This is a genomic window from Candidatus Nitrospira neuquenensis (genome assembly GCF_979578155.1).
In genome coordinates, this window is record NZ_CEFZDU010000018.1 from 1 (window position 1) to 25,724 (window position 25,724).

The window sequence follows — 25,724 nt, forward strand, 5'->3', positions numbered from 1 at the left end:
TTACAAATGACGCAACGATCTGTCTCTCGGTAAGATTTTAGATGACTCAATACGGGAGCTTGACTTTCAGGGTTTCTTACGATAGACTCCCGATCGTTGCCGCTTTCATCGGTCCGAGGCGGCGTCACGCTGAAACCAACCATCGGACCGGCATTCGGGTCCGACTGAGTTTGGGCTTTCCTGGAGCGACCTGCCTGAGCCTTCCCTTTCCGCCGGGAACGTTCCGCTTGTTACCCCCTGATCCGCCGCCTGCTCAGCCGCCCCAACAGAAGGGATAGAAACGACATGATCACGGAATCCACCGATTCGTTCGCGGGCCTCGGCCTGTCCGCCTCCGCCCTGCGCGACCTGGAGCGGGCCGGCTACGCCGCGCCCACGCCCATCCAACGGGGCGCGATTCCCCCGGCCCTCCAGGGCAAGGACGTCATCGGCTGCGCCCAGACGGGCACGGGCAAGACCGCGGCCTTCGTGCTGCCGATGATCGAGCGGCTGGCCGGCGGCCACGGCACGCGCGCCATGATCCTGGCCCCGACCAGGGAGCTGGCGGGCCAGATCCAGAAGGTCATCGAGCAGTTCGGGCAGCGCCGGAACATCGGGGCGGCCCTCATCGTGGGCGGCGCCGACATGGCCCAGCAGGAGCGGGCCCTGCGCCAGCGCCCGGATATCCTCGTCGCGACGCCGGGGCGCGTGCTCGACCACATGTGGAAGGGCACGATCAACCTGCTGGCGTTGGAGATCTTCGTGCTGGACGAGGCCGATCGGCTGCTCGACATGGGTTTCGCCCCGCAGATCGATCAGATCCTGGATGCGCTGCCGGAGGAGCGGCAGACCCTGCTGTTCTCGGCGACGATGCCGGACGACCTGGCTGCGCTCGTGCGGGCCAACCTGAAGCATCCGGTCAGGATCACCGTCGCGGCGAGCGGCGCGGCGGCGGAGGGGGTGGATCAGCAGCTCTTCCACTCCAGCCGCGAGGAGAAGGCCGACCTCCTGCGCGCGCTCCTTAAGAAGGAGCAGGGCTCGTCCCTGGTGTTCACCAGGACCAAGTCGCGGGCCGACCGGCTCGGGCGCCTGCTGCAGAACGACGGCATGAAGGTTGCCGTCCTGCACGGGGACCGCACGATGGGCCAGCGGCGCGAGGCGTTGCAGGGGTTCAAGAGCGGGCGGTACCGCGTGTTGGTCGCGACGGACGTGATGGCCCGCGGCATCCACGTGAACGACATCGCCCACGTGATCAATTTCGACCTGCCGAGTTCGCCTGAGGATTATGTCCACCGGATCGGGCGGACCGCCAGGGCCGGTGCGTCGGGCCGCGCGTCGAGCTTCGTCACCCCCGAGGAGACGAGCCAGTTGCGGGCCATCGAGCGGCTGCTGGGCAAACGGGTGCCCGCCGGGTCCACGCCGCAGGGCCACGGCCACCGTCATGCTGAGGGGAGCCGGCACCGGCCGGGAGGCAGGGAGCACGAGGCGCAGCACGGGCAGGGAGGGGCCCCCTCCCACCACGGTCACCAGTCGACCCACGCCTTCCAGCGATGACCGGACGGCGGGGCCGGTAGTCCGGAGCGATGCTCAGGGCGAGCCGGCCCCGCCCGGCCCGATGACCGCGCCCATCCGACGGAACTTGTCGTAGCGTCCGCGCAGCAATTCCTCGACCGGCATCTCTTCCAGTTGGGCCAGGTGGGCCGCCAGAGCCTTGGCGACCTGTTGCGCGGCCGCCTGCGGGTCGCGGTGAGCGCCGCCCACCGGCTCCGGGACGATCTCGTCGATCACTCCCAGTCGGTGCAGGTCGCCCGCGGTCATCCTCAACGCGGTCGCCGCGTCCTGCGTCTTGGCCGGATCGTCCCACAGGATCGCCGCGCAGCCCTCGGGGGAAATCACCGAGTAGACGGCGTGCTCCAGCATGAGGATGCGGTCCGCCAGTCCCAGGGCCAGTGCGCCGCCGCTGCCCCCCTCGCCGATCACGACCGACACGATCGGGACCGTGAGCCGCGACATCATGAGCAGGTTGCGCGCGATGGCTTCGGCCTGCCCCCGCTCCTCGGCCCCGATCCCCGGATAGGCGCCGGGCGTGTCGATGAACGTGACGATGGGACGGCGGAACTTCTCGGCCAGTTTCATGAGGCGGAGGGCCTTGCGGTACCCCTCGGGGTTGGGCATCCCGAAGTTGCGCTGCATGCGCTCCTTGAGCGCACGGCCCTTCTGGTGGCCGATGACCATCACGGACCGGCCGTTCAGCCGGGCGAAACCGCCGACGATCGCGCGATCGTCCCCGAACAGGCGATCGCCGTGGAGCTCCAAGAACTCGCTGCTGAAGCCGCTCACGTAGTCGAGCACCGTCGGCCGCTGGGGGTGGCGGGCCAGTTGCGTGCGCTGCCACGGCGTGAGCTTGCCGTACAGTTCCTGCTCCACCTCGGCGAGCCTGGCCTTCAGCTTGCGGGTCTCCTCCTGCACCGAGGCCCGCGAAGAGCCGCTTCCGGCCAGCTTCTCCAGCCGTTCCTCGATCTCTCGGAGGGGCTTTTCGAATTCCAGGTAGTCGCGCATCGGACCTCTTATAGCAGGGCCACGCTGCCCTTGCCCAGGACGGCCTCGACTTCGGACACGAAGGGCTCGGCCGGCAGCACGCCCAGGGCCGGCAGGGGGGTCGTGTCCGCTTCCAGGGTCGGCGTCAAGCGCAGCGTCAACGAGACGGGGGCCGGCCCGGGATGACGTTGCACGATGGCCTGGAGTTGCCGTAGGCGGCCCGGCGCCTCGGGATGGTCATCGAGTCGGATGACGACCCGTGACACGGACCGGGTCTGCACCTCGGCCAGGGACTCGATCTTCGTGCCCTTGATCCGGGACCCCTTGTCCGCGCGGTCCACGATGCCCGTCACCTGCACCAGCCGCTCGGGGACGAGCAGCGGCTCCGCGGTGCGGTAGAGGTCCGGAAAGACGATGATCTCGACCAGTCCCTGCAGGTCCTCGAGCTGGATGTAGGCCATGCGGTCGCCCTTCTTGGTGAGGGTCGTCTTCACGGTCGTGACGATCCCGCAGAGCTTGACCTCCTTGCCGTCGGCCGCCTCGGCCAGCTTTTCGGTCGTCACGGTGGAGAAGCGGCGGACGATGGCCTCGTAACGCGCCAGCGGATGGCTCGTGATGTAGAAGCCGATCAGCTCCTTTTCATGCTTGAGCAGCTCGTCCTCCGGCCATTCGGGCAGGTCGGGAAGGCTCTCGTCCACGGGCAGGACCCCCCGACCGTTCCCGCTGTCTTCGGTCTCCATCGCGGCGAAGATGCTCGTCTGTCCGGAGTCGGCCGCCTTCTGCGCGGCGACGGCCTGGTCCACGGCGCGGTCGAGCACGGCGACGAGCTGGGCCCGCCGGGCGCCGGTCGAGTCGAAGGCGCCGGCCTTGATGAGGCATTCCAGCGCCCGCTTGTTGAGCCTGTGTCCGTCCACCCGGTGGCAGAAGTCGAAGAAGGAGCGATACGGGCCCTCGGCGGCCCTGGCCTCGAGCACCGCCTCCGTCACCCCTGCCCCCACGTTCTTGACGGCCGCCAGGCCGAAGCGGATGCCGCCGCCCGAGACGGAGAAGTCCTTCCCGCTGGCGTTGACGTCCGGCGGCAGGACGGGGATGCCGAGCTCGCGGCATTCGTTGATGTACCGGACGACCTTGTCCGTGTTGCCCATTTCGCTCGTCAGCAGCGCCGCCATGAACTCGGTCGGGTGGTGGGCCTTGAGGTAGGCGGTCTGGTAGGTGACCAGCGCGTAGGCCGCCGCGTGCGACTTGTTGAACCCGTAGCCGGCGAACTTCTGGATCAGGTCGAAGAGCTTCTCGGCGGTCTTCTGCACGATCCCGTTCTTCTTCGCGCCCTCCAGGAACTTGGCCCGGAGCTTGACCATCTCCTCCTGTTTCTTCTTGCCCATGGCCCGCCGGAGGATGTCGGCCTGGCCGAGCGAGAAGCCGGCGACCGTGTTGGCGATCGCCATGACCTGCTCCTGATAGACGATGATCCCGTAGGTCTCCTTGAGGATCGGCTCCAGGAGCGGCACCTCGTAGGTGATCGGGATCTTGCCCTGCTTACGCTTGATGAAGTCGGGGATCAGGTCCATCGGACCGGGGCGGTACAGCGCGATGATGGCGATAATGTCCTCGAACCGGTCCGGCCGGAGGCCCATCAGCAGGTCCCGCATGCCGGAGCTTTCGAGCTGGAAGATGCCCATCGTCTTGCCGGAGGACAGCAGCGCGAAGGTCGCGGCGTCGTCGAGCGGGGCCGCGGCGATCGAGAAGGGCTCGCCGGCCGCGGCGGGCCGGCCCTCGTTGATCAGCCGCTCCGCGTGGGCGATCATCGTGAGCGTCTTCAGCCCGAGGAAGTCGAACTTGACGAGACCGACCTTCTCGACGTCGCCCATCGGAAACTGGGTGACGACTTCGTCGCTGTCCTTCGAACCCTTGTAGAGCGGGACGTGGGTGGTCAGCGGCTCCTTGGAGATGACGACGCCGGCGGCGTGGGTCGAGGCGTGGCGCGGCGAGCCTTCCAGGGCGCGCGCCGCCTGGAAGACGTCGCGCACCTTCGGGTCGTTGTCCACCAGGTCCTTCAGGCGGGGCTCGGCCTCCAGGGCCTTCTCCAGCGTGATGTTCAGCTCCTCCGGCACCAGCTTGGCGATGCGGTCCACGTCGGCGTAGGGCATCTCCATGACGCGGCCGACGTCGCGGATCGCCGCCCGGGCCTTCATCGTCCCGAAGGTGATGATCTGGCAGACGTGGTCGTGCCCGTACTTCTCCACGACGTAGTTGATGACCTCCTGCCGACGGTCCATGCAGAAGTCCATGTCGATGTCGGGGAGCGAGATGCGCTCGGGGTTGAGGAACCGCTCGAACAGGAGGCCGTAGACGAGGGGGTCGAGGTCGGTGATCCGCAGCGCGTAGGCGACGAGGCTGCCCGCGCTGGACCCCCGGCCGGGTCCGACGGGGATACCCCTGGTCTTGGCGAAGTTGATGATGTCCCAGACGATGAGGAAGTACCCCGCGAAGCCCATCGAGGTGATGACGGTCAGCTCGTGGCGGAGCCGTTTCTGATATTCCGCTTCGGGGATGCCCGACGGGCGCTCCCGAAGCCGGTCGGCCAGCCCCTTCAGCGCCAGCTTGTCGAGGTAGCTGTCGAGCGTCTCCCCCTCGGGGACGCGGTAGTCGGGCAAGTGGTAGGTCCCGAACGTGAACTCCACGTTGCACAGCTCGGCGACATGGCTCGTGTTCCAGACCGCGTCCGGCCAGTCGCGGAAGGCGGCCAGCATCTCCTCCGTGGACTTCACGTAGAGCTGGTCCGTGTGGAACCGCATGCGGTTGGGCTCGTTGAGCGTCTTGCCGGTCTGCAGGCAGAGCAGGATGTCGTGGACCTTGGCGTCGCCCTTTCGGAGATAGTGGCAGTCGTTAGTCGCGACGAGGGGGACGCCCATCCGCTTGGCCATCTCCTGGAGGCCACGGTTCACGACCTGCTGCTCGGCGACGCCGTTTTCCTGGACCTCGAAGAAGTACCGCTCCTTCCCGAAGATCTCCTGGTACTCGCCGGCGGTCTTGATCGCGTCGTCGAGGCGATCCCGCGAGATCAGGTAGGGGACCTCGCCGCTCAGGCAGCCGGAGAGAGCGACCAGCCCCTCAGCGTGCTCTCGCAATAACTCCTTATCAATGCGAGGCTTATAATAGAATCCCTCAAGGTAAGCTTTACTGCTCAGCTTGAGCAGGTTCTGGTAGCCGGTCTGGTTCGCTGCGAGGAGGATCAGATGGTAGTACTCGTTGTGGGGGAGCTGGCTGTCCTTGTCGAAACGGCTCTTGGGGGCGAGGTAGGCTTCGCAGCCGATGATCGGCTTGATCTCTGCCTCCTTGGCCTTCCGGTAGAACTCCACCGCCCCGAACAGGTTCCCGTGGTCCGTGACGGCGACCGCGGGCATATTGAAGTCCCGAACCTGCCGGATCAACGGGTCGATCTGGTTGGCCCCGTCCAGGAGGCTGTACTGGGTATGGAGGTGGAGGTGGATGAATTGGGAGGGCACCGTGAGATCCTCGGCTGCGAAATGATAGTCGGACGGGGAGGGGAAGTCAATCAAGAGGGAGCAGGGCATTCCCCTGGCCGGCCCCGTGTCGCTTCCGGCCCGGCCGGCTCCGACCCTTGGCGGGAGAGGAGTGGGCGATCCGGCGATGACCACGCCGCCAGGCATTTGACATTCTCCAGCGCAAGGGTGTAAGGGTTCGCTCGAAGCGGTCGTCCGTCCCTCCCCGCGTCTCGGGTGGAAACGGGCGTGGCCACGGCGGAGCGGTGACAGCGAGGACGGTTCAACCGGGAGGTGCCCTATGCAGACTCAGGGAGCGGTCTCGACCGTAAAACTGACGCCGGCCGATCTGGTCAGCCGGAAGCCCGACGAGAGCTTCCTCTGGCGCGCGGAAATGGGGGGCTGCGCCTATGACCACCGGACCCAGACCAGACGGTGGACGGAAAGCGAGCGGATCCGCACGCTGATGATGACCACCGGCGCGCCGACGAGCAGCACGCAGTTCGACGGCGAGAGCGACGAGTAGGCATTCACCCGGCATCCGTCGCCGGCTCGGACGTTCCGCCCGCGCGCAGGCGGGCGGGACGCACCCGTGACGGGCGCTGCCTTGCCCCACCCTATGTCCTCACCAGCGCGTCCGGTTACCCTCCTCCTCGCCAATTCCATCGACTATCTCGCCGACCTTCTCGTGCGGAGGCTCGGGAGCGACCGTGTCTTCCGGTATAACAGCGACCTCTGGCGGGATTACGCCCTGTGCTTCGGCGAGGCGGGCGTCGAAATCGCGGACCCCACCGGCCGCCGCGTCACCGATGCCTCGATCGCGAAGGTGTACCGGCGATCCTCCATCCGCGGCTCGGTCCTGTTTCCGCAAACCCGCCTCAGCGACCTTGATCGCTACGCCGAAGAGGAAGTGTACATGGCCTGGGCCGACGTGCTGAACATCTTCTGGCTCCAGGGCAAGGTCGTCCTGAGTCAGCCCCTCGCCACGCAGCGCTCGGGCAAGCTGCAGCAATTGCGGGTCGCGCCGAAGTATTTCGAGATCGCGCCCTACCGATTCGTGCTGAACCGCGGCGACCTCCTGAGGAACGGGAAGGTGGCGGTGTGCAAGAGCTTCAACTTCAAGTACACGGAGGGCATCGGCTTCTACAGCCAGAAGGTCGAGGAGGGCTCGCTGGACCCGGCCCAGCCATGGTTTCTCACCGACTACGTCGACGCGACCCATGACGTAACGGTCGCGGTGGTGCGCGACGAGCTGTTTGCCTTTGAGCTCGATCGCTCGGCGTTCATCGACCAGACGATCGATTGGCGCCGCGCCGCGACGGAATACGCCCACCGCGGCTGGAAGCAGGTCGAGATTCCGGCAGGGCTGCGGGCCGCGATCTTCGGCTTCATGGCCGAGGTCGGACAGCATTTTGCCCGCCTGGATTTCCTGCGCCGGGACGACCGGTACATTTTCCTCGAGGCCAACTATAACGGCGAATGGGGCTGGCTGGATCCCGACGCGACGGAGGGGCTGATGGCCAAAATCGTACGCGAGATCCACCCCGACACGCCGCTGGTGAGCGTACCGCGCCCGCACTGGTCAGCGGTACCCTAGGCGGGTCAGGGCGCCGCCGGGACGATCGATGCGGTAAGCGAAGAGATCGTTGGATCCCCAGTTCGCTGCGTAGAGGAACCGAGCGGACGGGTCTGCGGCGATGCCACAGGGCGTCGTGCCCGACGGGAAGGGCGAGCCAGCGATCTCGGTCAGTCCGCCGCTATCCGCGTCGATGCGCCAGCCTGAAATCGTACCGTCCCCGCCGTTGGTCGCGTAGAGAAAGGCGCCGGAGGGTTCGACCGTGATACCGACGGGCGTGTTGCCGGTCGGATAGGGAGAGCCGTCCAAGCCACGGAGCGCCCCGCTCCCAGGGTCGATGCAGTACCCAGTGATGGTGTCGGACTTGAAATTCGCGACGTAGAGGAACCTCCCGGAAGGGTCTGCGACGATCGCGGTCGGTCCCTTTCCCGCGGCGAACGGCGACTCCGGCAAGAGCTCCAGCGCCCCGCTCTCCCCCTCGATCCGGTACCCCCAGACATCGAAGCGGCGATTGGCGACATAGGCATACCGTCCCGAGCACTCGATGGCCATGGCCAGCGGTTTTTCGCCGGTCGCGATAGGGGACGCCATCGACGGCCAAAGCCCGCCGGTGTCGCGCTGCACCCGATAGGCGCTGATGTCTCCGCCGAACCCGTTACACACGTAGGCGAAGTGGCCCGAAGGACTGAGCGTGATCGATTCCGGGTGGTGACCGGCCGGATAGGGGGATCCGGCCAGCGGCTCCAGGGTGCCCGTGTCCGCGTCGATGCGGTACGCGGACACATCGTTCGAATCGCCGTTAGCCGTGTAGAGATAATTCCCGGATGGCGCAACGGCCACCGAATGGGGCCAGCGCCCGGATGGAAACGGAGCGCCCGGCACGGGATCGAGCCCGCCGCCCGCGGCAATCCGATAGGCCCCGACCGTATGCTCGCCCCAGTTCGCGACGTACAGGAATCGGCCGCGGGGTTCGACCGCGAGGGCGACGGGATGCATGCCGACCGCAAGGCGCATCGGGGCAGGGGAGGACCAGGGAACGGCAGCTTGCATGCCGTTTGTCACAGAACATCAACTGAGTCGGGTTGAGGAGGGATGCCCGGTGGCGGTTTCCGCCAAGACCCCGGCGCCCGGGCCGAGATGCTCAAGCCCGCGCCGACCCGAACTCGATCACCGGCGGACGTGTCGCGTATTGATGCGGTGAGCCAGCAGCCGTCCTCCCCGGTCGGTGGCGGGACGGCAGCCGTTCGAGCGCAGGCCCCGGCCGGTCGCGCCAGCTCACTTGTCGCTCGGCTTCAGCACGACATAGAAGGCGCGGTTCTCGCGGAGCACCCGCAAGAGCACGGTTTCGCCGCGCTTGACGCGGCCCACCGCCTCGGTGAACTCCCGCACGCTGGCCACCTCGCGGCGGTTGACCTCCTTGATCAGGTCCCCTTCCCGCAGCCCTTCGACCTGTGCCGCGCTGCCCGACTCCACCTTGGTGATCAGCACCCCGGCGCTCTCTTTCAGTTTGAACTTCTCGGCCAGCTCCGCCGTCAGGTCCTGCACGTCGAGGCCGAGCTTCAGCTCCTGCTTGGACTGGGGCACGGAAGCGACCGTGGCGGTCTCCCGCCGTTCGCTTAAGGTTACCGCGAGCACCTGGAGCTTCCCGTCCCGCATGACCTCGATCTGGGCGACGTCCCCCGGCGCCAGGCCGGCGATCAACCGCGACAGGCTGTTGGGGGTATCCACCGGTTTCCCGTTGATTTTGGTGATGATGTCGCCCGGCTTGATGCCGCCGCGGGCGGCGGGGTCGTTCTCGAAGACCTCGTTGACCAGCACGCCCTCGCCCTCCTTGACCCCAAACTTGGTGGCGAGCTCGGCCGTCAGGGGTTGGATCCCGACCCCCAGCCAGCCGCGGACCACCTTGCCGCGGGTGAGGAGCTGTTGGATGACCTGCTTGGCCATGTTCGAGGGGATGGCGAACCCGATGCCCTGGGCGAAGTTGATGATCGCCGTGTTGATGCCGATGACCTCGCCGCGGACGTTGAAGAGCGGGCCGCCGGAGTTGCCGGGATTGATCGAGGCGTCGGTCTGGATGAAGTTCTCGTACCGGGACAGGTTCATGTTCTCGCGTCCGATGCCGCTCACGACGCCCAGCGTGACCGTCCGGTCCAGCCCGAAGGGGTTGCCGACGGCCATGACCCACTGACCGACCTTGACGAGGCTGGAGTCCCCGAACCCTACGTAGGGGAGGGGGCGCTCGGAGGACACCTTGAGCACGGCCAAGTCGGTGTCGGGATCCTTGCCGACCACCTGGGCCACGAACTTGGTCTTGTCCGAGAGGCGCACCTCCACCTCCGACGCGTCGCCGACGACATGGTTGTTGGTGACGATGTGGCCTTCCGGGTCGATGATGACGCCGGAGCCCGACCCCGGCGTGTTGGGCGGCCGTTCCCGCGAGGATTCCTTGGAGCGCCCGACTCCCTGGACGGGCAGCACATTGACGACGGCGGGCTTGACCCGCTCGGCCAGCTCGGTGATCACCTCCTCGAACTGCTGGAGCAACGCGAGCCCGTCCGGGGCGCCGCGCGCGGGCGGGGTAGCCGAGGACGCCGGCGGCGGGCAGGCCATGCAGAGGGCCACGGAGAGGACGACACGGACGATGTGCAACCTGATGCCCATGAGGCGTCTGTCCCCCTTCGCAGAGTTCTCGTCGGTCAGGCCGTAGCGGTGCGGCGCGTCGTGAACCGCGGCACCGCCTCCTTCAGGTCGTCCCGTCGTCCGAGCAGCACGACCGTATCGCCGGCCCGGAAACGCAGGTGCTCGAAGTCGACCAACACCGTCGGCCCACGAAGCACGGCGACCAGGCGGACCGAGGGGGATAAGCCGATCTCGCGCACCGTCCGGTCGAGAGCGGTCGAGCCGCGCGGCACGACCACGCGCTGGATCGACGCCGCCCGGATCGCCAGGTCTCGCTGAAAAGCCAGCCAGTCCTCGCGCAGTACCTCAAGCTCCAGGTCGCCGATCATACCATCGGTCCGTCCCATGTCGCGTCGCAGCAACTGGAGACGTCGGGACGCCTCGATGACCTGACGCTCAACGTCGGCCCTTTCCTCCGGCGTAGGGGGAAGGAGGTCGGACCTCCGGGCGACGGCGTCGACCAGTCGGCGGCCGAGGTCGCGATGGACGGCCTTCATTTGGCCGAGCGTCGCCGCCGCCTGCCAGTGGAGGCTCATGATCTGGACCTTCCGGGTAACGTGCTCGGCGATCGCGATGACGGTTTCCCGGAAACCCTCCAGCGTGATGGTGAGGTCGCGGCGGATGCGGCGGAGGAATTCGGCAGTCATGGGCCCGAGGATTAAAGTCGGATAAGAGTGATTATGTCAACTAACACCTTGGCCGGCCCCTGCTCGACGCCCCCTTGTAGCCTGCCTCCTCGCAAAAAGCAACAACCCGCCTCGTCTCAAAACTCCACCGCCCTCCGATCGTTCCAGGCGGCGCCGTGAGGTCGGATCGTCGGTTAGAGATGCTCGCGGGGTGAAGGGATGCGTTTCGCCACGGGTGCCGATGCGGCCTCAGGTGGCGTGCCGCCTGTGGCCGATCTTCGGCTCGGTGCCCTCCCAGAGCCTGAGGATGTTGTCCTTGTGGCGGACCGTGATGAGCCCGGACAGGAGGAGCGAGAACAACGCGAAGCGCGTCCCCTCGAGCAGGAGAGCCAGCGCGGGAAGCGCCGCGAAGGCCGCCAGCGCTCCGCCGGAAGAGTATCGCCAGATCCCGACCGAAGTCGCCCAGATCGCGATAGAGGCCAGCCCCGCGGCCGGCGCCACGCCCAGGACCGCCCCCAAGGCCGTGGCCACGCCCTTGCCGCCGCGAAACCCCAGAAAGACCGGAAAGAGATGTCCCAGGACCGGCGTCAACGCCACGGCCAGGACCCAGGTGTCCTCGTCCAGCGTCGCCTTCGCGACGACGCCGACGATCCATCCCTTGCCCATGTCGCCGACCAGGGTCAGGATGCCCGCCGTCTTGCCGGCGACCCGAAGGACGTTGGTAAAGCCGATGTTGCCGCTGCCGGCTATGCGGGGGTCCGGGGCGCCGAGGAGGCGAGTCGAGAGGAGCCCGAAGGGAATCGAGCCGAGCAGGTAGCCGCCGACCATCAACGCCGGGCCCAGCCATCCGTCCGCCACGACGGTCAGATCCCCTTGGTGGCGATCCGTCGCCAGAACTCGATCAGGTACCGCGCTCCGGAGACGAGCCCCAGGGCGAGGGCGACGTAGAGCAGCAGCGTTCCCAGCCGATGCAGATCGCCCAGCCACGGGCTCAGCGCGTCTTCGAGGATGAGGGTCACGATCGCGACGACCTGGAGGGCCATCTTGTACTTGCCGATCGTCTCGGCCGACAGCACGATCCCCTCCGACGCGGCGACCGCCCGCATCCCCGTCACCGCGACCTCGCGGGCGATGATCAGGATCGCCACGACGGCGTGGACCCGTTGGAACTGCACCAGCATGATCAGGCCGGAGAGCACGAGCAGCTTGTCCGCGATGGGGTCCAGCAGCCGGCCCAACTTCGTTACCTCCGACCGGCGCCGGGCCAGGTACCCGTCCAGGAGGTCGGTGACCGCAGCGATGACGAAGACGGCGGCCGCCGCCGCGGCCCGCTCGGCCGTCGGCGTCAGGAACAGAAGCACGAACACGGGGATGAGCAGAATCCGGCCGAGCGTCAGGAGGTTCGGCAGGTTCAGGTTCGTCCGCGCCGCGCTCGCACCGGCCGGGAGCGCGTTGTTCTGCTTGTAGGCTTCCGTCACCCGCATGGGGTCAGCCCTTCGTGCGCGCTGCGCGCCCCATCTCAGACGACGCCGCTCTTGAGCAGGTCGTGGAGGTGGATGACGCCGACGATCGTACGTCCGCCCTCGACCACGACCAGGGAGGTGATGGCGTGCTGTTCCATGACCTGGACCGCCCGGGCGGCCAGCTCGTCCGGGCCGATCGTCCTGGGATTCCGGCTCCCCAAATCGCGGGCCAGGGCTCCCGCGAGGTCTTTCCCCTTTTCGAGGAACCGTCGGAGGTCGCCGTCCGTGACGATGCCCGCCAGCTTGCCCTCCCCGTCCACCATCGCCGTCATGCCGAGCTTCTTGGTGGTCATCTCCAGGATGGCTTCCCGCGCCGGCGCCTCTTCCCGCACAAGCGGGATGGCCGTCCCCTGGTGCATCAGGTCGCGCACCTTCAGGAGCAGGCGGCGGCCCAGGACGCCGCCCGGATGGAACTGGGCGAAGTCGTCCTCCTTGAACCCGCGCGCCTGCAGCAGGGCGATCGCCAGCGCGTCGCCCATCGCCAGCGTCGCTGTCGTGCTGGCGGTCGGCGCGAGCCCCATCGGGCAAGCCTCCTCCGCCACGGAGATGTCCAGCACGACGTCGCTGTTCTTGCCCAGGGTGGACTGGGGCCGTCCCGTCATGGCGATCACGGGCACGTTGAGCCGCTTGACGTGCGGGAGCAGGCGGAGCAGCTCTTCCGTCTCCCCGCTGTTGGAGATGGCGATGACCGCGTCCTTCCTGGCCAGCATGCCCAGGTCCCCGTGGACCCCCTCGGCCGGATGCAGGAAGAAGGCGGGCGTGCCCGTGCTCGCCAGCGTCGCCGCGATCTTCTGGCCGACCAGGCCGGACTTTCCCATTCCGGAAACGACGACCTTGCCCGCACAGTCGAGCAGCAGGCGGACCGCGGCCTCGAAGCGGTGGTCCAGGCGTCCGATCAGGTCGCGCACGGCGCGCGCCTCGATCTCCAGGACCCGCCGGCCGTGCTCGATGCTCATGCGAGGGTCTCCGGCCCCTTGCCCGCCGCCTCGCAGATGCGCAGGAGCCGCTCCAGGAGCGGCTTCAACTGATCCAGCGGCACCATGTTGGGGCCGTCGGAGGGCGCCCGGTCCGGGCTCGGATGGACTTCCATGAAAAAGCCGTCGCAGCCGGCCGCGGCCGCGGCGCAGGCCAGGTGGGGGACGAACTCGCGCTGCCCGGAGGAATGCGTCCCTCCCCCGCCCGGCAACTGGACGCTGTGCGTCGCGTCGAAGACGACGGGATAGCCAAGCCGTCGCATGATCGGGAGCGAGCGCATGTCCACGACCAGGTTGTTGTACCCGAAGGAGGCGCCCCGCTCGGTGAGGAGGATACGCCGATTCCCCGCCTCCTCCAGCTTCTTGACGACGTTCCCCATGTCCCAGGGGGCGAGGAACTGCCCCTTCTTCACGTTCACGACCCGTCCGGTCTTGGCCGCGGCCACGAGGAGGTCGGTCTGCCGGCAGAGGAAGGCGGGAATCTGGAGCACGTCCACGACCTCCCCGGCGCGGGTCGCCTCCTCGACGCTGTGCACGTCGGTCAGCACGGGCGCCCCGACCCGCTCGCGCACCAATCGGAGGACGGCCAGCCCCTCCTCCAGCCCGGGCCCACGGAAAGAATGGATCGAGGTCCGGTTGGCCTTGTCGTAAGAGGACTTGAAGACGTAGGGCAGGTTGAGGGCGGCGGCGATTTCGGCGATGCGCGCGGCCGTCTCCAGCGCGTGGGCCTCGCTCTCGATCACGCAAGGCCCGGCGATCAGGACGTGCCGCCGCCCGCCCCCGATCTTCAGCCCGCCGATCTCCACCTCATGGGCCATGGCCTCGTCCTGTGACGGCGCTCAGGAGCCGCACTTCCGCCGCAGCGCTGCGCCGACGAACTCGCGGAAGAGCGGGTGCGGTCGGTGCGGGCGCGAGGTGAACTCCGGATGAAACTGGGTCGCCAGAAACCAGGGATGATCGCGCAGCTCGACGATCTCGACGAGCTGCCCGTCCGGCGAGAGGCCGCTCAGGACCAGCCCCTTGCCGGTCAAGCGCTCGCGGTAGGCGTTGTTGAACTCGTAGCGGTGCCGGTGCCGCTCCCGGACCTCCGGCACGCCGTAGGCCTTGTGCGCGAGGCTGCCGTCCAGCAGGCGGCAGGGGTAGGCACCCAGCCGCATGGTGCCGCCCTTGCCGCTCACGCCCCGCTGGTCGGCCATGAGATGGACGACGGGATGCGGCGTGGCCGGGTCGAACTCCGCGCTGTTGGCGCCGGCCAAGCCGGCCGCGTTGCGGGCCAGCTCGATCACCGCGAGCTGCATCCCCAAACACAGCCCGAAGAACGGGACCCGCCGCTCCCGCGCATACTGGATCGTCTGGATCTTGCCCTCCGTGCCCCGGTTGCCGAACCCGCCCGGGATCAGGATCCCGTCCGCCTCCTTGAGCAGCCGCTCGGTACCGGTGCGCTCGATGTCCTCGGATTCGATCCACTGGATGCGCACGCGGGTCTCGTGCTCGATGCCGCCGTGGACGAGCGCCTCCGTCAGGCTCTTGTAGGACTCCTTCAAGCCGACGTACTTGCCGACGAGCGCGATGGACACCTCGTGCTTCGGGTACTTGATCCGCTGCACGAGCGCGTCCCATTCCCGCAGGTTCGGCGGGCCAGTCTCCAGCCGGAGCAGGCGCACGATCAGCTCGTCCAGCCCCTCCTTCCGGAAGACGATCGGCACCTCGTACACCGTCTCGACGTCCTTGGCCGTGATGACCGCGTCCTTCTCCAGGTTGCTGAAGAGCGCGATCTTTTCCTTGAGGTCCGGCGGCAGATAGCGGTCGGTCCGGCACAGGAGGATGTTGGGCTGGATGCCGATCTCCCGCAGCTTGTTCACCGAGTGCTGCGTGGGCTTCGTCTTGAGCTCCCCCGCCGCCCCGATGTAGGGGACGAGCGTCAGGTGGACGTAGAGGACGTTCTCGCGGCCGACGTCGTAGGGAATCTGCCGGATAGCTTCCAGGAAGGGCAGGCTCTCGATGTCGCCGACGGTCCCGCCGATCTCGATGATCGCGACGTCGGTGCCCTCGGCCACCTCCAAGATCGTGCGCTTGATCTCGTCCGTGATGTGGGGCACGACCTGGACGGTCCCGCCGAGGTAGTCCCCGCGCCGCTCCTTCTGGATGACGCTGTGGTAGATGCGGCCGGTCGTGTAGTTGTTCTCCCGCGTGAGCGTAAGCGAGGTGTAGCGCTCGTAGTGACCGAGGTCCAGGTCCGTTTCGGCCCCGTCGTCCGTGACGTAGACCTCCCCGTGCTGGTAGGGATTCATGGTCCCGGGGTCCACGTTGATGTAGGGGTCGAGCTTGAGGAAGGTGATCTTGAGCCCGCGGCTCTCCAGCAGGTTGCCGATGGAGGCGGAGGCGAGCCCCTTGCCCAGGGAGGACACCACGCCGCCGGTCACGAAGATGTATTTGCCCATGGCCCCCTCCCCTCCGGCCTGTCCGCTCCCGCTCAGACCGGCACGAGCCGCTGCAGCTCGGCCTCGGCGCGCGCCAGGTCCTCCGGCGTGTCGATCCGCAGCGACGGGTGGACAGTTTCCCAGACTTGGATCCGGATGCCGTGTTCCATCGCCCTGAGCTGCTCCAGCTTCTCCGCGTCCTCGAGCCGTCCCGTCGGCAGCGCGGCGAACCGCGCCAGCGCCTCGCGCGTATAACTGTAAAGGCCGAGGTGAGCGTAATGCAACCCGGGCTGGACCGCGCGGATCGCCTGGTCGCGCACGTGGGGGATCGGCGCGCGAGAGAAGTAGAGCGCCTCGCCGCCGGCGTCCGTGACGACCTTGACGACGGCGGGGTTCTCCAGGTCCCCCTGCGATGCGATGCGGCGCTTCAGCGTGCCCATGGCCGCCCCGCTCGCGAGGAAGGGAACCACCAGGTCGCTCAGGAGGTCCGGGTGGAGGAAGATCTCGTCTCCCTGGAGGTTCACGAAAACCTCGCCTGGCAGCGTGGCCGCGACAGCCGCCACCCGGTCCGATCCGGTGCGGTAGCCATCCGCGGTCAGGACGGCCCGGCCGCCGAAGCCGGCCACGGCGTTCAGGATGCGCGGGTCGTCGGTGGCGACGAGGACCTCATCCACGCCGCGCGAGGCGCGGGCCCGCTCGTAAACATGCTGGATCAGGGGCTTGCCGAGCAGCGGGGCCAGGGGCTTGCCCGGGTACCGCGAGGAGCCGTACCGGGCCGGGACGATGACTGTCACCCTGGGGGGCCGGTCAGCCATGGGTCAGCGCCTCCGCGAGCCGGTCCGCCGTCACGGTCGCCGTGCCGACCAGGCCGACGACGAGGCCCGCGGCCTGGTTCGCCAGCATCGCGGCGTCCCTCATGGAAGCCCCCGTCGCCAGCGCCAACGCCAGCGTGCCGACGACCGTGTCGCCCGCGCCGGTGACGTCGTAGACCTGCCGGGCCATGGTCGGAATGTGCCAGTTGGAGCCGTCGGACTCGAAGAGGCTCATCCCCTTCTCGCCGCGCGTGACGAGCACGCACCGGCAGCCCAGCCGCTGCCGGATCATCTCCCCGGCCTCCGCGACGGCCCGGTCGTCCTCGGCCTGCTGGAGTCCAGCCGCCCTCGCGGCCTCCAGGTGATTCGGCGTGACCACGGTCACGCCCTTGTAATAGGAGAAGTGCTCGACCTTGGGGTCCACCACGATCGGGATGCGGCGCTGCGCCGCCAGCCGGGTCAGCTCCGCCATCAGCGGCCCGGTGATCACGCCCTTTGCATAATCGGACACGACGAGACAGTCGGCCTCGCGGAGGCGCGACTCCACGTACCGAAGGACGCGCTGCTGGATGCGCGGCGCGATCTCGGCCGCCCGCTCGACGTCATATCGCACGACCTGCTGATTGTGGGCCACCACCCGCGTCTTCCTGGTCGTGGGACGGTTCGGGTCGATGATCACACCGCCGCGTCCCTGCCGCTTGGGGCCCAGCTCCTTGAGCAGGAGGCGTCCGCTCTCGTCCGACCCGACGACGCCGCAGAGGTCCGCTTGGCCGCCCAGGGCCACGACATTGTTGTAGACGTTCGCGGCGCCGCCGAGCTTGAGCGATTCCGAGTGGACGTGGACGACGGGAACCGGCGCTTCCGGCGAGATCCGGTTCACCTTGCCCCAGACATAGTGGTCCAGGATCAGGTCCCCGACGACCAGGATCCGGGCCTGAGGGAACCGCGCGATGTACTGGCGCAGGCTCGCGGCCGTCTCCGGCGGGACGGGGGCTCCCTCGGGCGCCGCGCCGCCCGGCCGCGCGCCCCGTGTCGCCGGACGGGGCCGGCTCACTGGATGGCCTTTCCGATCCGTTCCCATCGCACCCACTCGTACCACTTCCCCTGCCCGCTCCACGACCAGTAGATCCGAAAGGCATTGCCGCGGATCTTGTCGGCGGTGACGAACCCCCAGAACCGGCTGTCCAGGCTCTGGTCCCGGTTGTCCCCCATGACGAAGTAGGCGCCCTCCGGGACCGTGACGGGCCCGAAGTTGTCCCGGGGGTTGATGGTGCCGTCGATGAGCCCGGGGTCCACGCGCTGAGTGTAGGTGCGGTCGTCGAGCGGCTGGTCGTTGATGTAGACCGTCTTGTTGACGATCTGGACCTTGTCGCCCGGCAGCCCGACGATCCGCTTGATGAAGTCCTTGTCCTCGTCCTCGGGGTACCGGAAGACGATGATGTCGCCGCGGCGCGGCGCCCCGAAGGGGATCAGGGTCTTGGAAGAGTAGCAGGTCACCGGCGGAAAGGCGGGCTTGAACACGCAGTTCGTCGGCCACTGGAGCCCGTAGGAGAGCTTGCTGACGAGGATATGATCCCCGATCAGAAGTGTGGGGATCATCGAGCCGGACGGGATCTTGAAGGCCTGGACGACGAAGACCCGGATCGCGAAGGCCAGGATCATCGCGACGATGATCGCCTCGGTGTACTCGCGAACGAGCGACTTGCGCGAGGCGGGCGGGGCCGCGGGCGGCGCGGCCGCCTCGGGCATCGAGAGCGTCTCCGCCACGGCGGACGGCGCGACGGCCTCGGCCGAGGCGGCCTGGGTCTCCTCGGTGCGTCGGGGAGCCTCGTCCATGATCACTCTCCCGTCACCTTCAACAGGGCCAGGAAGGCTTCCTGTGGCACTTCCACGCGCCCCACCTGCTTCATCCGTTTCTTGCCTTCTTTCTGTTTCTCCCACAGCTTGCGTTTCCTGGTGATGTCGCCGCCGTAGCACTTGGCGGTGACGTTCTTCTTGAGCGCGCCGACCGTCTCCCGGGCGATCACCTTGTTGCCGATGGCGGCCTGGATCGCCACCTCGAACATCTGCTTGGGAATCAGCTCCTTCATCTTCTCGGCGAGCTGGCGGCCACGGATCTGCGCCTTCTCCCGGTGCGTGATGAAGGAGAGGGCGTCCACCGTCTCGCCGTTCAGCAGGAGGTCCACCTTGACCAGGTCCGAGTCCCGGTAGCCGATCAGCTCGTAGTCCAGCGAGGCATAGCCCTGGGTCTTGGACTTGAGCTTGTCGTAGAAGTCCAGGATGACCTCGTTCAGCGGCAGCTCGTAGGTCAGGAGGACCCTGGTGGGGTCCAGGTACTGGAGCCCCTTCTGCGTGCCGCGCCGGTCCTGGCAGAGCTGCAGGATCCCGCCCACGTACCGCTCCGGGGTGATGATCGTCGCCTGGATGAAGGGCTCTTCGTACCGCTCGATCGCGTTCGGCGGGGGCAGCTTGGACGGGTTGTCGATCGTCAGCGTCTCCCCCGCGGTCGTCAGCACCCGGTAGACGACCGTGGGGGCGGTCGTGATCAGCGTCAGCTCGTATTCCCGCTCCAGCCGCTCCTGGATGATCTCCATGTGCAGCAGGCCGAGGAAGCCGCAGCGGAAGCCGAAGCCCAGCGCCAGCGACGTTTCCGGCTCGTACACGAAGGATGAGTCGTTGAGGCGCAGCTTCTTCAGGGCCTCGCGCAAGTCCTCGTAGCGGGCGGTGTCGGTCGAGTAGAGACCGCAGAAGACGAGCGGCTTGGCCTCCTTGTAGCCGGGGAACGCCCGGTCGGTCGGCCGCGCGGCGTCCGTGAGCGTGTCGCCGATCTTCGTGTCGGCCACCTCCTTCATGCCGGCGCAGAGGTAGCCGACCTCGCCGGCGCCGAGGCTCTCGACCTTCGTCCGCTTGGGCGTGAACTGGCCGACCTCCAGCACCTCGAAGGTCCGCGTGGTGGACATGACGAGGATCTTCATCCCGGGCTTCACGACGCCGTCGATCACCCGGATCAGCACGACCACGCCCTGGTAGTTGTCGAACCACGAGTCGAAGACCAGGGCCTTGAGCGGCTTCCGGAGGTCGCCGGTCGGCGGCGGGATCCGCTCGATCACCGCCTCCAGCACCTCGACGACGCCCTTACCCTCCTTGGCGCTCACCGGGAGCGCGTCCTTCACGTCCAGGCCGAGCACTTCCTCGATCTGGCGTTTGACCCCCTCCACGTCCGCGCTGGGCAGGTCGATCTTGTTGATCACGGGGATGATCGTCAGGTTGTTGGCGATCGCCAGGTAGGCGTTGGCGATCGTCTGGGCCTCCACGCCCTGCGTGGCGTCCACGAGCAGGAGCGCGCCCTCGCAGGCGGCCAGGCTCCGCGAGACCTCATAGGTGAAGTCCACGTGGCCGGGCGTATCAATCAGGTGGAGGGCGTAGGTCCGCCCGTCCTTCGCCCGGTACCGGATCGCCACCGCATGGGCCTTGATCGTGATGCCGCGCTCACGCTCAAGGTCCATGGCGTCGAGGATCTGTTCGCGGAACTCCCGGGCCGTGACGGCGCCGGTGACTTCGAGAAACCGGTCAGCGAGGGTGGATTTCCCGTGATCGATATGGGCGATAATACAGAAGTTCCTGATGAGAGTGTGCAAATCCCTGCTCGTGTTCGGGGAAATTGGGTCATTATAGTAGGTGGCCCGGAGGTTGTCAAAGCGGAAGCCTCGTCTCTATAATCCGCCGGCCCTCTACGTGCAAGAGAGGATTCCCGTGCCCACGACGCCTCCAACGGGGCCGAACGGCCGGCCTGACCGGCGCGCCGCTCAACTCGGCGCCTGGGACCGCCGATACCTCTGGCATCCGTTCACGCAGATGAAGGAGTGGGAGGCGGAGCCGCCCCTCATCATCGAGCGCGGGCGCGGCGTGCGGCTGACCGACATGGCCGGGCGCACCTACCTGGACGGCGTGTCGTCCCTCTGGGTGAACCTGCACGGCCACCGGCACCCGCTCCTCGACCGCGCGGTCCGCGTGCAGCTCGGGCGCATCGCCCACAGCACCCTGTTGGGCCTCTCCAGCCCGCCGGCCATCCGGCTCGCCCGCGCGCTGGTGCGGCTCGCGCCGCGCGGCCTGACGCGCTGTTTCTTCTCCGACGACGGCTCCACCGCCGTCGAAGTCGCGCTCAAGATGGCGCTCCAGTACTGGCGGCAGTGCGGGCGCGCGGCGGGTCCCAAGCGGACCTTCGCCCACCTGACGCTCGCCTACCACGGCGACACGGCCGGGGCCATGAGCGTCGGCGGCATCGGTCTGTTCCAGGACCGGTTCAAGCCGATGCAGTTCCGGACGCTCGCCGCCCCCGCGCCCTATTGCTACCGCTGCCCGCTGGGCCGGGCGTATCCGGCCTGCGGCATCGCCTGTCTGGAGCCGGTGGAAGCCCTGTTCATGCGCCGTCACCGCGACCTGGCGGGGTTCGTCGTCGAGCCGCTGGTCCAGGCCGCGGCCGGCATGGTCACCGCGCCGCCCGGCTACCTCTCGCGCCTCCGGGAGCTGTGCACGCGGTACGACGTGCTCCTGATCGCCGACGAGGTCGCCACCGGGTTCGGGCGGACGGGGCGGATGTTCGCCTGCCAGCACGAAGGGGTCACGCCGGACCTCATGGCCCTGAGCAAGGGACTGACCGGCGGCTACCTGCCGCTGGGCGCGACGTTGGCCACGGAGGAGGTCTACCGCGCCTTCCTCGGCGAGTACGGGGAATGGAAGACGTTCTTCCACGGCCACAGCTACACCGGGAACGCGCTGGGCTGCGCGGTCGCGCTGGCCAACCTGGAGGTCTTCCGTCGGGAGCGCACGCTGGCGCGGCTGCGTCCCAAGATCGCCGCCCTCCGCCGGCTCCTCCGGTCCCTGGATCGGCTGCCGCACGTCGGCGACGTCCGGCAGCGGGGCTTCATGGTCGGGATCGAGCTGGTCGTCGATCGCGCGTCCCGCGCCCCCTACCCGCTGGAGGAGCGGATGGGCCACCGCGTGGCCATGGAGGCCCGCCGGTCGGGGTTGCTGATCAGACCCCTGGGCAACGTGATCGTGCTCATGCCGCCCCTGAGCACGAACCTGAAGGACCTCGTCCGGATGGTCTCGATCGTCGAGCGGTCGATCGTCGCGGTCACGGACGGCGGCGCGACGCCTGCGGCCGCAGGACGGCTCTAGCCGCCGCGGCCGCCACCTTTCGTCCGGCCACCTGCTGCGCTATACTGGCGCGCCCGGCCCGGCCGTCGCCCGCCGGCCGCGACCATGCTCCTCACCCTGCTGGTGACCCATGCCGCGTGACCTGCCGCTCGGCAACGGCGCCCTGCTCGTCAACGTGGACGGCTCCTACCAGATGCGGGACCTCTACTGGCCCCATGTCGGGCTGGAGAATCACACGAACGGCCATGTCTGCCGTTTCGGCGTCTGGGTGGACGGCCAGTTCCGGTGGGTGGACGACGGCGGCTGGCGCCGCACGCTGCGCTACGCCCAGGGCACCCTCGTCACCGAGGTCGAGCTGTCCCATCCGGACCTGCGCCTGGAGCTGGTCTGCCACGATGCGGTGGACTTTCACGAGAACCTCTTCGTGCGGCGGATCGACGTCGGCAATCCCGCCGAGCAGCCCCGCGAGGTGCGCCTGTTCTTCCACCACGACTTCTACATCTCGTCCCACGAGACCGGCGACACCGCCTACTACGAGCCGGAGCGGCGTGCGGTGCTCCACTACAAGGGGCCCCGCTGGTTCCTGATCAACGCGGCCACGCCGGGCCGCCGGGCCGACGACCCGCCCGATACCGTCGAAGGCTGGCATCTCGGCGTGGACGGCTGGGCCTGTGGGCACAAGGGGATCCAAAACCTCCAGGGCACCTGGAAGGACGCGGAGGACGGCCACCTCTCCGGCAATCCCATCGCCCAGGGCTCCGTGGACTCGACGGTCGCGGTGCACCTGACCCTGGCGCCACGCGCCACCCAGACGGCCTATTACTGGCTGGCGGTGGGTTCGTCGTTCGAGGAGGTGACGCGGCTCAACCGGTCGGTTCGGCACCGGGGACCCTGGCACTTCATCAACCGGACGGCCTCGTACTGGCGACTCTGGTTGGAGATCCACCGGCCGGACTTCGGCGAGCTGCCGGACTCGGTGCGCGCCATGTACGAATCCAGCCTGCTGATCCTCCGCACTCAGATCGACAACGGAGGGGCCATCCTCGCGGCGAACGATTCGGACATCGCCTCGGCGGTGCGCGACACCTACTCCTACATGTGGCCCAGGGACGGCGCGCTCGTCGCCTACGCCCTGGACCTCGCCGGCTACCTGGACATCACCAGGCCCTTCTTTCAGTTCTGTCGGGACGTGATGAGCAAGGAGGGCTACCTCCTCCACAAGTACAACCCCGACCGCACCCTCGCCTCGAGCTGGCATCCCTGGATCCGCGACGGGCGCAAGGACCTGCCCATCCAGGAGGACGAGACCGCGCTGGTCATCTGGGCGCTCTGGAAGCACTTCCAGAAATGGAGGGACGTCGAGTTCATCAAGCCCCTCTACCGCTCGCTGATCATCCGGGCGGCCGACTTCATGACCGAGTACCGGGATGCGACGGGGCTGCCGCTGCCCTCCTACGACCTGTGGGAGGAGCGGCGCGGCGTGCTGGCCTTCACCTGCGGCGCGGTCTGGGCGGGACTGCAGGCGGCGGGCGAGTTCGCCTGGGCCTTCGGGGAATGTACGGCCGCGGAGAAATATCGGCATGCCGCGGCCGAGGTGAAGGCCGGGGTCGAGGCCGTGCTGTACCGGCGCGAGCTCGGGCGATTCGTCCGCATGGCCAACCGCAAGCCGGACGGGGCCTGGGAGGTCGACCCGACGCTGGACTCCTCCCTCTTCGGCCTCTGGGCCTTCGGCATGCTGCCCGTCGACGATCCGCGGGTCGTGGACACGATGAAGGCGGTGCGCGAGCGGCTGTGGATCAAGGGCGGGTCCGGCGGGATGGCGCGCTACGATAACGACTACTACCACCAGCAGAGCCAGGACATCGCCAACGTCCCCGGCAATCCCTGGTTCATCTGCACCCTCTGGCTGGCGCAGTGGCGCATCGCGACCGCCAAGCAGCGCGAGGACCTCAAGCCCGCCGCCGCCCTCCTGCACTGGTGCGCGGAGCACGGGCTCCCCTCCGGCGTCCTTGCCGAGCAGGTCCACCCCTACACCCACGCGCCGCTTTCCGTCTCGCCCCTGACCTGGAGCCACGGGACCGTGGTGATGACGGTCCAGGAATATCTCGCCAAGTGGCGAAGCCTGCCGGGATGACGCTCTGCCGCGCTCGGCCGACGGAGGCGTCGGCCTCGATCTCGACGAGCATGTCGGGGTTGATCAGCCGCCGCCCCTCGACCATGCTGGTCGCGGGGCGGATGTCGCGGAACAGCTCCCCGCGCGCCTTGCCGACCTTCTCCCACTCGTCGATGTTCACCACGTAGATGCGGGTGCGGACGACGTCCTTGAGGCTCGCCCCGGCGACCTTGAGCGCCGCATCGAGGTTGGCGCGGGCCTGGACCGTCTGCCGGTAGGCGTCCCCCCGGCCGACGAGCTGCCCCTCCTTGTCCGTCGCGGTGGTCCCGGAGACGTGGACATAGGAGCCGCTCCGGACGGCGCGCGAATAGCCCACGACCCGCTCCCAGACCGTGCCCGTCGCGATGCGCTTCCGTTCCATAGGCGCTCCTCGGCGCCCTCCCCGGGACCGCAGCCGCAAGACGGCTCCCACGGGCAGGGAGTTTGGGCCTCGAGGATCGCCGCGGGTCCGCTCAGGTGGTCAGATGAGCTCGATCCGTTCGCCGCGGCCGCACTTCAAGAGGTCGGCGGCGCTACCGTTCTTGACGAAGACCTCGAGCTGGCCGTTGCTGTTGATGAGCGCGGCGGGAGCGGAGGAGGACCCGGCGGCGTAGCTGCCCACGAGGCCGTCGATCGTCGCGCCGGCGATCCGGACCGTGACCGTGTCGCGGCGGGACTTGCCCGTGACTTCCTTGAGGAAAAGCGGGGTGACGTTGGAGATGAGGTTGCCGTATCGGTCCACGTAGACGACCTGCCCGACGAGGACTCCGCCGGACCAGGCGGGCTGGGGGCAGGGCAGCTTGACGTGGTCCCTGATCAGCCGGCCGTAGGAGCCGGGGGCCTGGCCGCGGGTCAGCCAGGCGGCCGAGGGGGCGAAGAGGTCGCGGCCGTCGAAGGTCGCCCCCTCCGAGTCGAGCCGGTACTGCTTGTTCTCGATCTGCCGAACCTCGACCGAGGTCTCCTCCTCCAGCGCCTGGCTGAGGACGCCGTTGTCCGGGCCGAGGAAGAAGTAGCGCGCGCTGGAGGCCAGCAGGGCGCGGCGGGTCGTGCCGACCCCGGGGTCCACGACTGCCACGTGGATCGTGCCGTCGGGGAAGTACTTGTAGCAGGACTTCAGCAGGTAGGCGGCCTCCTCGATCCGCTGCGGCGGGACCTGATGGCTCAGGTCCACGATCCGGCATTGGGGGTTGATGTTGAGGATCACCCCCTTCATGCTCGCGACGAAATAGTCGCGGTCGCCGAAGTCGGTCAAAAGCGTGATGAGCGAGATCGCGGTGGGCATGGCCGGTCACCCGTCACAGTTCTTCGAACCTGATCTCCAGCACCTCGTACTCCGCCTGGCGGGCGGGGGTCTTGACCTCCACCAGGTCGCCGACCCGGTGGCCGATCAGCGCCTTCCCCACCGGGGACTGGACGGAGATGCGCCCGTTCTTCAGGTCGGCCTCGTCCTGTCCGACGAGGGTGTAGGTCTTCTGCTCGCCGGCCTGGACGTCGAGCAGCACGACGGTGGCCCCGAAGACGACCGTCTCGCTGGCGAGGTTCGCGGTCTCGATGATCCGCGCCTCCGCGAGCTTGCGCTCCAGCTCGGTGATCCGGGACTCGATGAACCCCTGCCGCTCCTTGGCGGCCTCGTATTCGGCGTTCTCGCTCAGGTCGCCGTGCGATCGGGCCTCGGCGATCGCCTCGATGACCTTCGGTCGCTCGATCTTCTTCAGGCGGTCCAGCTCCGCCTTGAGCGCTTCGTAGCCCTTCTTGGTGATGGGTGTCGGCATGGTCTCTCCG

At 68.1% G+C, this 25,724-nt stretch carries 21 protein-coding genes and 1 pseudogene; 5 read left to right on the forward strand and 17 right to left on the reverse strand.

All coding sequences use genetic code 11. The annotated features are described in order from the left end of the window. Positions 1 to 285: 285 nt before the first annotated feature. Positions 286 to 1,533, forward strand: a complete 1,248-nt coding sequence (locus AC1U7O_RS08290) for a DEAD/DEAH box helicase (protein WP_479894253.1) — start codon at positions 286 to 288, stop codon at positions 1,531 to 1,533. 33 nt (positions 1,534 to 1,566) lie between these two features. On the opposite strand, the gene AC1U7O_RS08295 is transcribed toward AC1U7O_RS08290, so the two are convergent. Together AC1U7O_RS08295 and AC1U7O_RS08300 are read right to left on the reverse strand one after the other, a co-directional pair. Beyond that, positions 1,567 to 2,538 (reverse strand): acetyl-CoA carboxylase carboxyltransferase subunit alpha, encoded by a 972-nt coding sequence (locus AC1U7O_RS08295; protein ID WP_479894254.1) that lies wholly within the window; start codon positions 2,536 to 2,538, stop codon positions 1,567 to 1,569. Positions 2,539 to 2,546: 8 nt separating this feature from the next. Then, positions 2,547 to 6,023 (reverse strand): DNA polymerase III subunit alpha, encoded by a 3,477-nt coding sequence (locus AC1U7O_RS08300; RefSeq protein WP_479894255.1) that lies wholly within the window; start codon positions 6,021 to 6,023, stop codon positions 2,547 to 2,549. Positions 6,024 to 6,321: 298 nt separating this feature from the next. Here AC1U7O_RS08300 and AC1U7O_RS08305 point away from each other — a divergent pair, with 298 nt between their 5' ends. Continuing rightward, positions 6,322 to 6,546, forward strand: a complete 225-nt coding sequence (locus AC1U7O_RS08305) for a hypothetical protein (protein ID WP_479894256.1) — start codon at positions 6,322 to 6,324, stop codon at positions 6,544 to 6,546. 66 nt (positions 6,547 to 6,612) lie between these two features. Further along, complete coding sequence (locus AC1U7O_RS08310) at positions 6,613 to 7,617, forward strand: MvdC/MvdD family ATP grasp protein (RefSeq protein ID WP_479894257.1); 1,005 nt, start codon at positions 6,613 to 6,615, stop codon at positions 7,615 to 7,617. Here AC1U7O_RS08310 and AC1U7O_RS08315 read toward each other — a convergent pair. The 12 genes from AC1U7O_RS08315 to lepA all read right to left on the reverse strand — a co-directional run bounded on the left by AC1U7O_RS08315 (position 7,603) and on the right by lepA (position 20,268). Continuing rightward, the gene (locus AC1U7O_RS08315; protein WP_479894258.1) at positions 7,603 to 8,592 is read right to left on the reverse strand and encodes a lactonase family protein; all 990 of its coding nucleotides are present in this window, start codon (positions 8,590 to 8,592) and stop codon (positions 7,603 to 7,605) included. The genes AC1U7O_RS08310 and AC1U7O_RS08315 overlap by 15 nt on opposite strands. Positions 8,593 to 8,871: 279 nt before the next feature. Continuing rightward, positions 8,872 to 10,257 carry a Do family serine endopeptidase gene (locus AC1U7O_RS08320; protein WP_479894259.1) on the reverse strand — a complete coding sequence of 462 codons (1,386 nt, stop codon included), beginning with the start codon at positions 10,255 to 10,257 and terminating at the stop codon, positions 8,872 to 8,874. Between the two features lie 35 nt (positions 10,258 to 10,292). Further along, complete coding sequence (locus AC1U7O_RS08325) at positions 10,293 to 10,922, reverse strand: TrkA C-terminal domain-containing protein (protein WP_479894260.1); 630 nt, start codon at positions 10,920 to 10,922, stop codon at positions 10,293 to 10,295. 228 nt (positions 10,923 to 11,150) lie between these two features. Then, positions 11,151 to 11,759 carry a glycerol-3-phosphate 1-O-acyltransferase PlsY gene (plsY, locus tag AC1U7O_RS08330; RefSeq protein ID WP_479894261.1) on the reverse strand — a complete coding sequence of 203 codons (609 nt, stop codon included), beginning with the start codon at positions 11,757 to 11,759 and terminating at the stop codon, positions 11,151 to 11,153. A gap of 5 nt (positions 11,760 to 11,764) precedes the next feature. Continuing rightward, the gene (pgsA, locus tag AC1U7O_RS08335; protein WP_479894262.1) at positions 11,765 to 12,385 is read right to left on the reverse strand and encodes a CDP-diacylglycerol--glycerol-3-phosphate 3-phosphatidyltransferase; all 621 of its coding nucleotides are present in this window, start codon (positions 12,383 to 12,385) and stop codon (positions 11,765 to 11,767) included. Between the two features lie 35 nt (positions 12,386 to 12,420). Next, positions 12,421 to 13,380: a KpsF/GutQ family sugar-phosphate isomerase gene (locus AC1U7O_RS08340; RefSeq protein ID WP_479894263.1), complete on the reverse strand. Its 960-nt coding sequence runs from the start codon at positions 13,378 to 13,380 to the stop codon at positions 12,421 to 12,423. Further along, positions 13,377 to 14,216, reverse strand: coding sequence for a 3-deoxy-8-phosphooctulonate synthase (gene kdsA / locus AC1U7O_RS08345; RefSeq protein WP_479894264.1), 840 nt, complete (start codon positions 14,214 to 14,216; stop codon positions 13,377 to 13,379). Before kdsA ends, AC1U7O_RS08340 begins: the two co-directional genes overlap by 4 nt. Positions 14,217 to 14,237: 21 nt before the next feature. After that, entirely contained in the window at positions 14,238 to 15,839 is a 1,602-nt protein-coding gene (locus AC1U7O_RS08350; RefSeq protein WP_479894265.1) for a CTP synthase, read from the reverse strand. Between the two features lie 32 nt (positions 15,840 to 15,871). Then, complete coding sequence (gene kdsB, locus AC1U7O_RS08355; protein WP_479894266.1) at positions 15,872 to 16,633, reverse strand: 3-deoxy-manno-octulosonate cytidylyltransferase; 762 nt, start codon at positions 16,631 to 16,633, stop codon at positions 15,872 to 15,874. Further along, positions 16,626 to 17,711 carry a D-glycero-beta-D-manno-heptose-7-phosphate kinase gene (rfaE1, locus tag AC1U7O_RS08360; protein WP_479894267.1) on the reverse strand — a complete coding sequence of 362 codons (1,086 nt, stop codon included), beginning with the start codon at positions 17,709 to 17,711 and terminating at the stop codon, positions 16,626 to 16,628. The genes kdsB and rfaE1 overlap by 8 nt, the downstream gene beginning before the upstream one ends. Further along, positions 17,681 to 18,379, reverse strand: a complete 699-nt coding sequence (lepB, locus tag AC1U7O_RS08365) for a signal peptidase I (RefSeq protein WP_479894282.1) — start codon at positions 18,377 to 18,379, stop codon at positions 17,681 to 17,683. Before lepB ends, rfaE1 begins: the two co-directional genes overlap by 31 nt. Before the next feature lie 89 nt (positions 18,380 to 18,468). After that, positions 18,469 to 20,268 (reverse strand): translation elongation factor 4, encoded by a 1,800-nt coding sequence (gene lepA, locus AC1U7O_RS08370; RefSeq protein WP_479894268.1) that lies wholly within the window; start codon positions 20,266 to 20,268, stop codon positions 18,469 to 18,471. Positions 20,269 to 20,383: 115 nt separating this feature from the next. Here lepA and bioA point away from each other — a divergent pair, with 115 nt between their 5' ends. Then, positions 20,384 to 21,811 carry an adenosylmethionine--8-amino-7-oxononanoate transaminase gene (bioA, locus tag AC1U7O_RS08375; RefSeq protein ID WP_479894269.1) on the forward strand — a complete coding sequence of 476 codons (1,428 nt, stop codon included), beginning with the start codon at positions 20,384 to 20,386 and terminating at the stop codon, positions 21,809 to 21,811. A gap of 109 nt (positions 21,812 to 21,920) precedes the next feature. Next, entirely contained in the window at positions 21,921 to 23,924 is a 2,004-nt protein-coding gene (locus tag AC1U7O_RS08380; RefSeq protein WP_479894270.1) for a glycoside hydrolase family 15 protein, read from the forward strand. A 16-nt stretch (positions 23,925 to 23,940) separates the two neighbouring features. Here the strand turns inward: AC1U7O_RS08380 and AC1U7O_RS08385 are convergent. From AC1U7O_RS08385 to greA, 3 genes and pseudogenes are all read right to left on the reverse strand, one after another. Next, positions 23,941 to 24,324, reverse strand: a pseudogene (locus tag AC1U7O_RS08385) (RidA family protein); the annotation flags it as partial. Between the two features lie 99 nt (positions 24,325 to 24,423). Next, complete coding sequence (locus AC1U7O_RS08390) at positions 24,424 to 25,224, reverse strand: SAM hydrolase/SAM-dependent halogenase family protein (RefSeq protein WP_479894271.1); 801 nt, start codon at positions 25,222 to 25,224, stop codon at positions 24,424 to 24,426. Positions 25,225 to 25,237: 13 nt separating this feature from the next. Continuing rightward, entirely contained in the window at positions 25,238 to 25,714 is a 477-nt protein-coding gene (greA, locus tag AC1U7O_RS08395) for a transcription elongation factor GreA (protein ID WP_479894272.1), read from the reverse strand. Positions 25,715 to 25,724 lie beyond the last annotated feature (10 nt).

Coding starts and splice junctions, on each gene's coding strand:
- AC1U7O_RS08380 (WP_479894270.1), top strand. CDS start 21,921: ATGCCGCGTGACCTGCCGCTCGGCAACGGCGCCCTGCTCGTCAACGTG.
- kdsB (WP_479894266.1), bottom strand. CDS start 16,633: ATGGCTGACCGGCCCCCCAGGGTGACAGTCATCGTCCCGGCCCGGTAC.
- AC1U7O_RS08320 (WP_479894259.1), bottom strand. CDS start 10,257: ATGGGCATCAGGTTGCACATCGTCCGTGTCGTCCTCTCCGTGGCCCTC.
- kdsA (WP_479894264.1), bottom strand. CDS start 14,216: ATGGCCCATGAGGTGGAGATCGGCGGGCTGAAGATCGGGGGCGGGCGG.
- lepB (WP_479894282.1), bottom strand. CDS start 18,379: ATGCCCGAGGCGGCCGCGCCGCCCGCGGCCCCGCCCGCCTCGCGCAAG.
- AC1U7O_RS08315 (WP_479894258.1), bottom strand. CDS start 8,592: ATGCATCCCGTCGCCCTCGCGGTCGAACCCCGCGGCCGATTCCTGTAC.
- AC1U7O_RS08290 (WP_479894253.1), top strand. CDS start 286: ATGATCACGGAATCCACCGATTCGTTCGCGGGCCTCGGCCTGTCCGCC.
- greA (WP_479894272.1), bottom strand. CDS start 25,714: ATGCCGACACCCATCACCAAGAAGGGCTACGAAGCGCTCAAGGCGGAG.
- AC1U7O_RS08350 (WP_479894265.1), bottom strand. CDS start 15,839: ATGGGCAAATACATCTTCGTGACCGGCGGCGTGGTGTCCTCCCTGGGC.
- AC1U7O_RS08325 (WP_479894260.1), bottom strand. CDS start 10,922: ATGACTGCCGAATTCCTCCGCCGCATCCGCCGCGACCTCACCATCACG.
- AC1U7O_RS08295 (WP_479894254.1), bottom strand. CDS start 2,538: ATGCGCGACTACCTGGAATTCGAAAAGCCCCTCCGAGAGATCGAGGAA.
- pgsA (WP_479894262.1), bottom strand. CDS start 12,385: ATGCGGGTGACGGAAGCCTACAAGCAGAACAACGCGCTCCCGGCCGGT.
- AC1U7O_RS08340 (WP_479894263.1), bottom strand. CDS start 13,380: ATGAGCATCGAGCACGGCCGGCGGGTCCTGGAGATCGAGGCGCGCGCC.
- rfaE1 (WP_479894267.1), bottom strand. CDS start 17,711: ATGGGAACGGATCGGAAAGGCCATCCAGTGAGCCGGCCCCGTCCGGCG.
- AC1U7O_RS08390 (WP_479894271.1), bottom strand. CDS start 25,224: ATGCCCACCGCGATCTCGCTCATCACGCTTTTGACCGACTTCGGCGAC.
- AC1U7O_RS08305 (WP_479894256.1), top strand. CDS start 6,322: ATGCAGACTCAGGGAGCGGTCTCGACCGTAAAACTGACGCCGGCCGAT.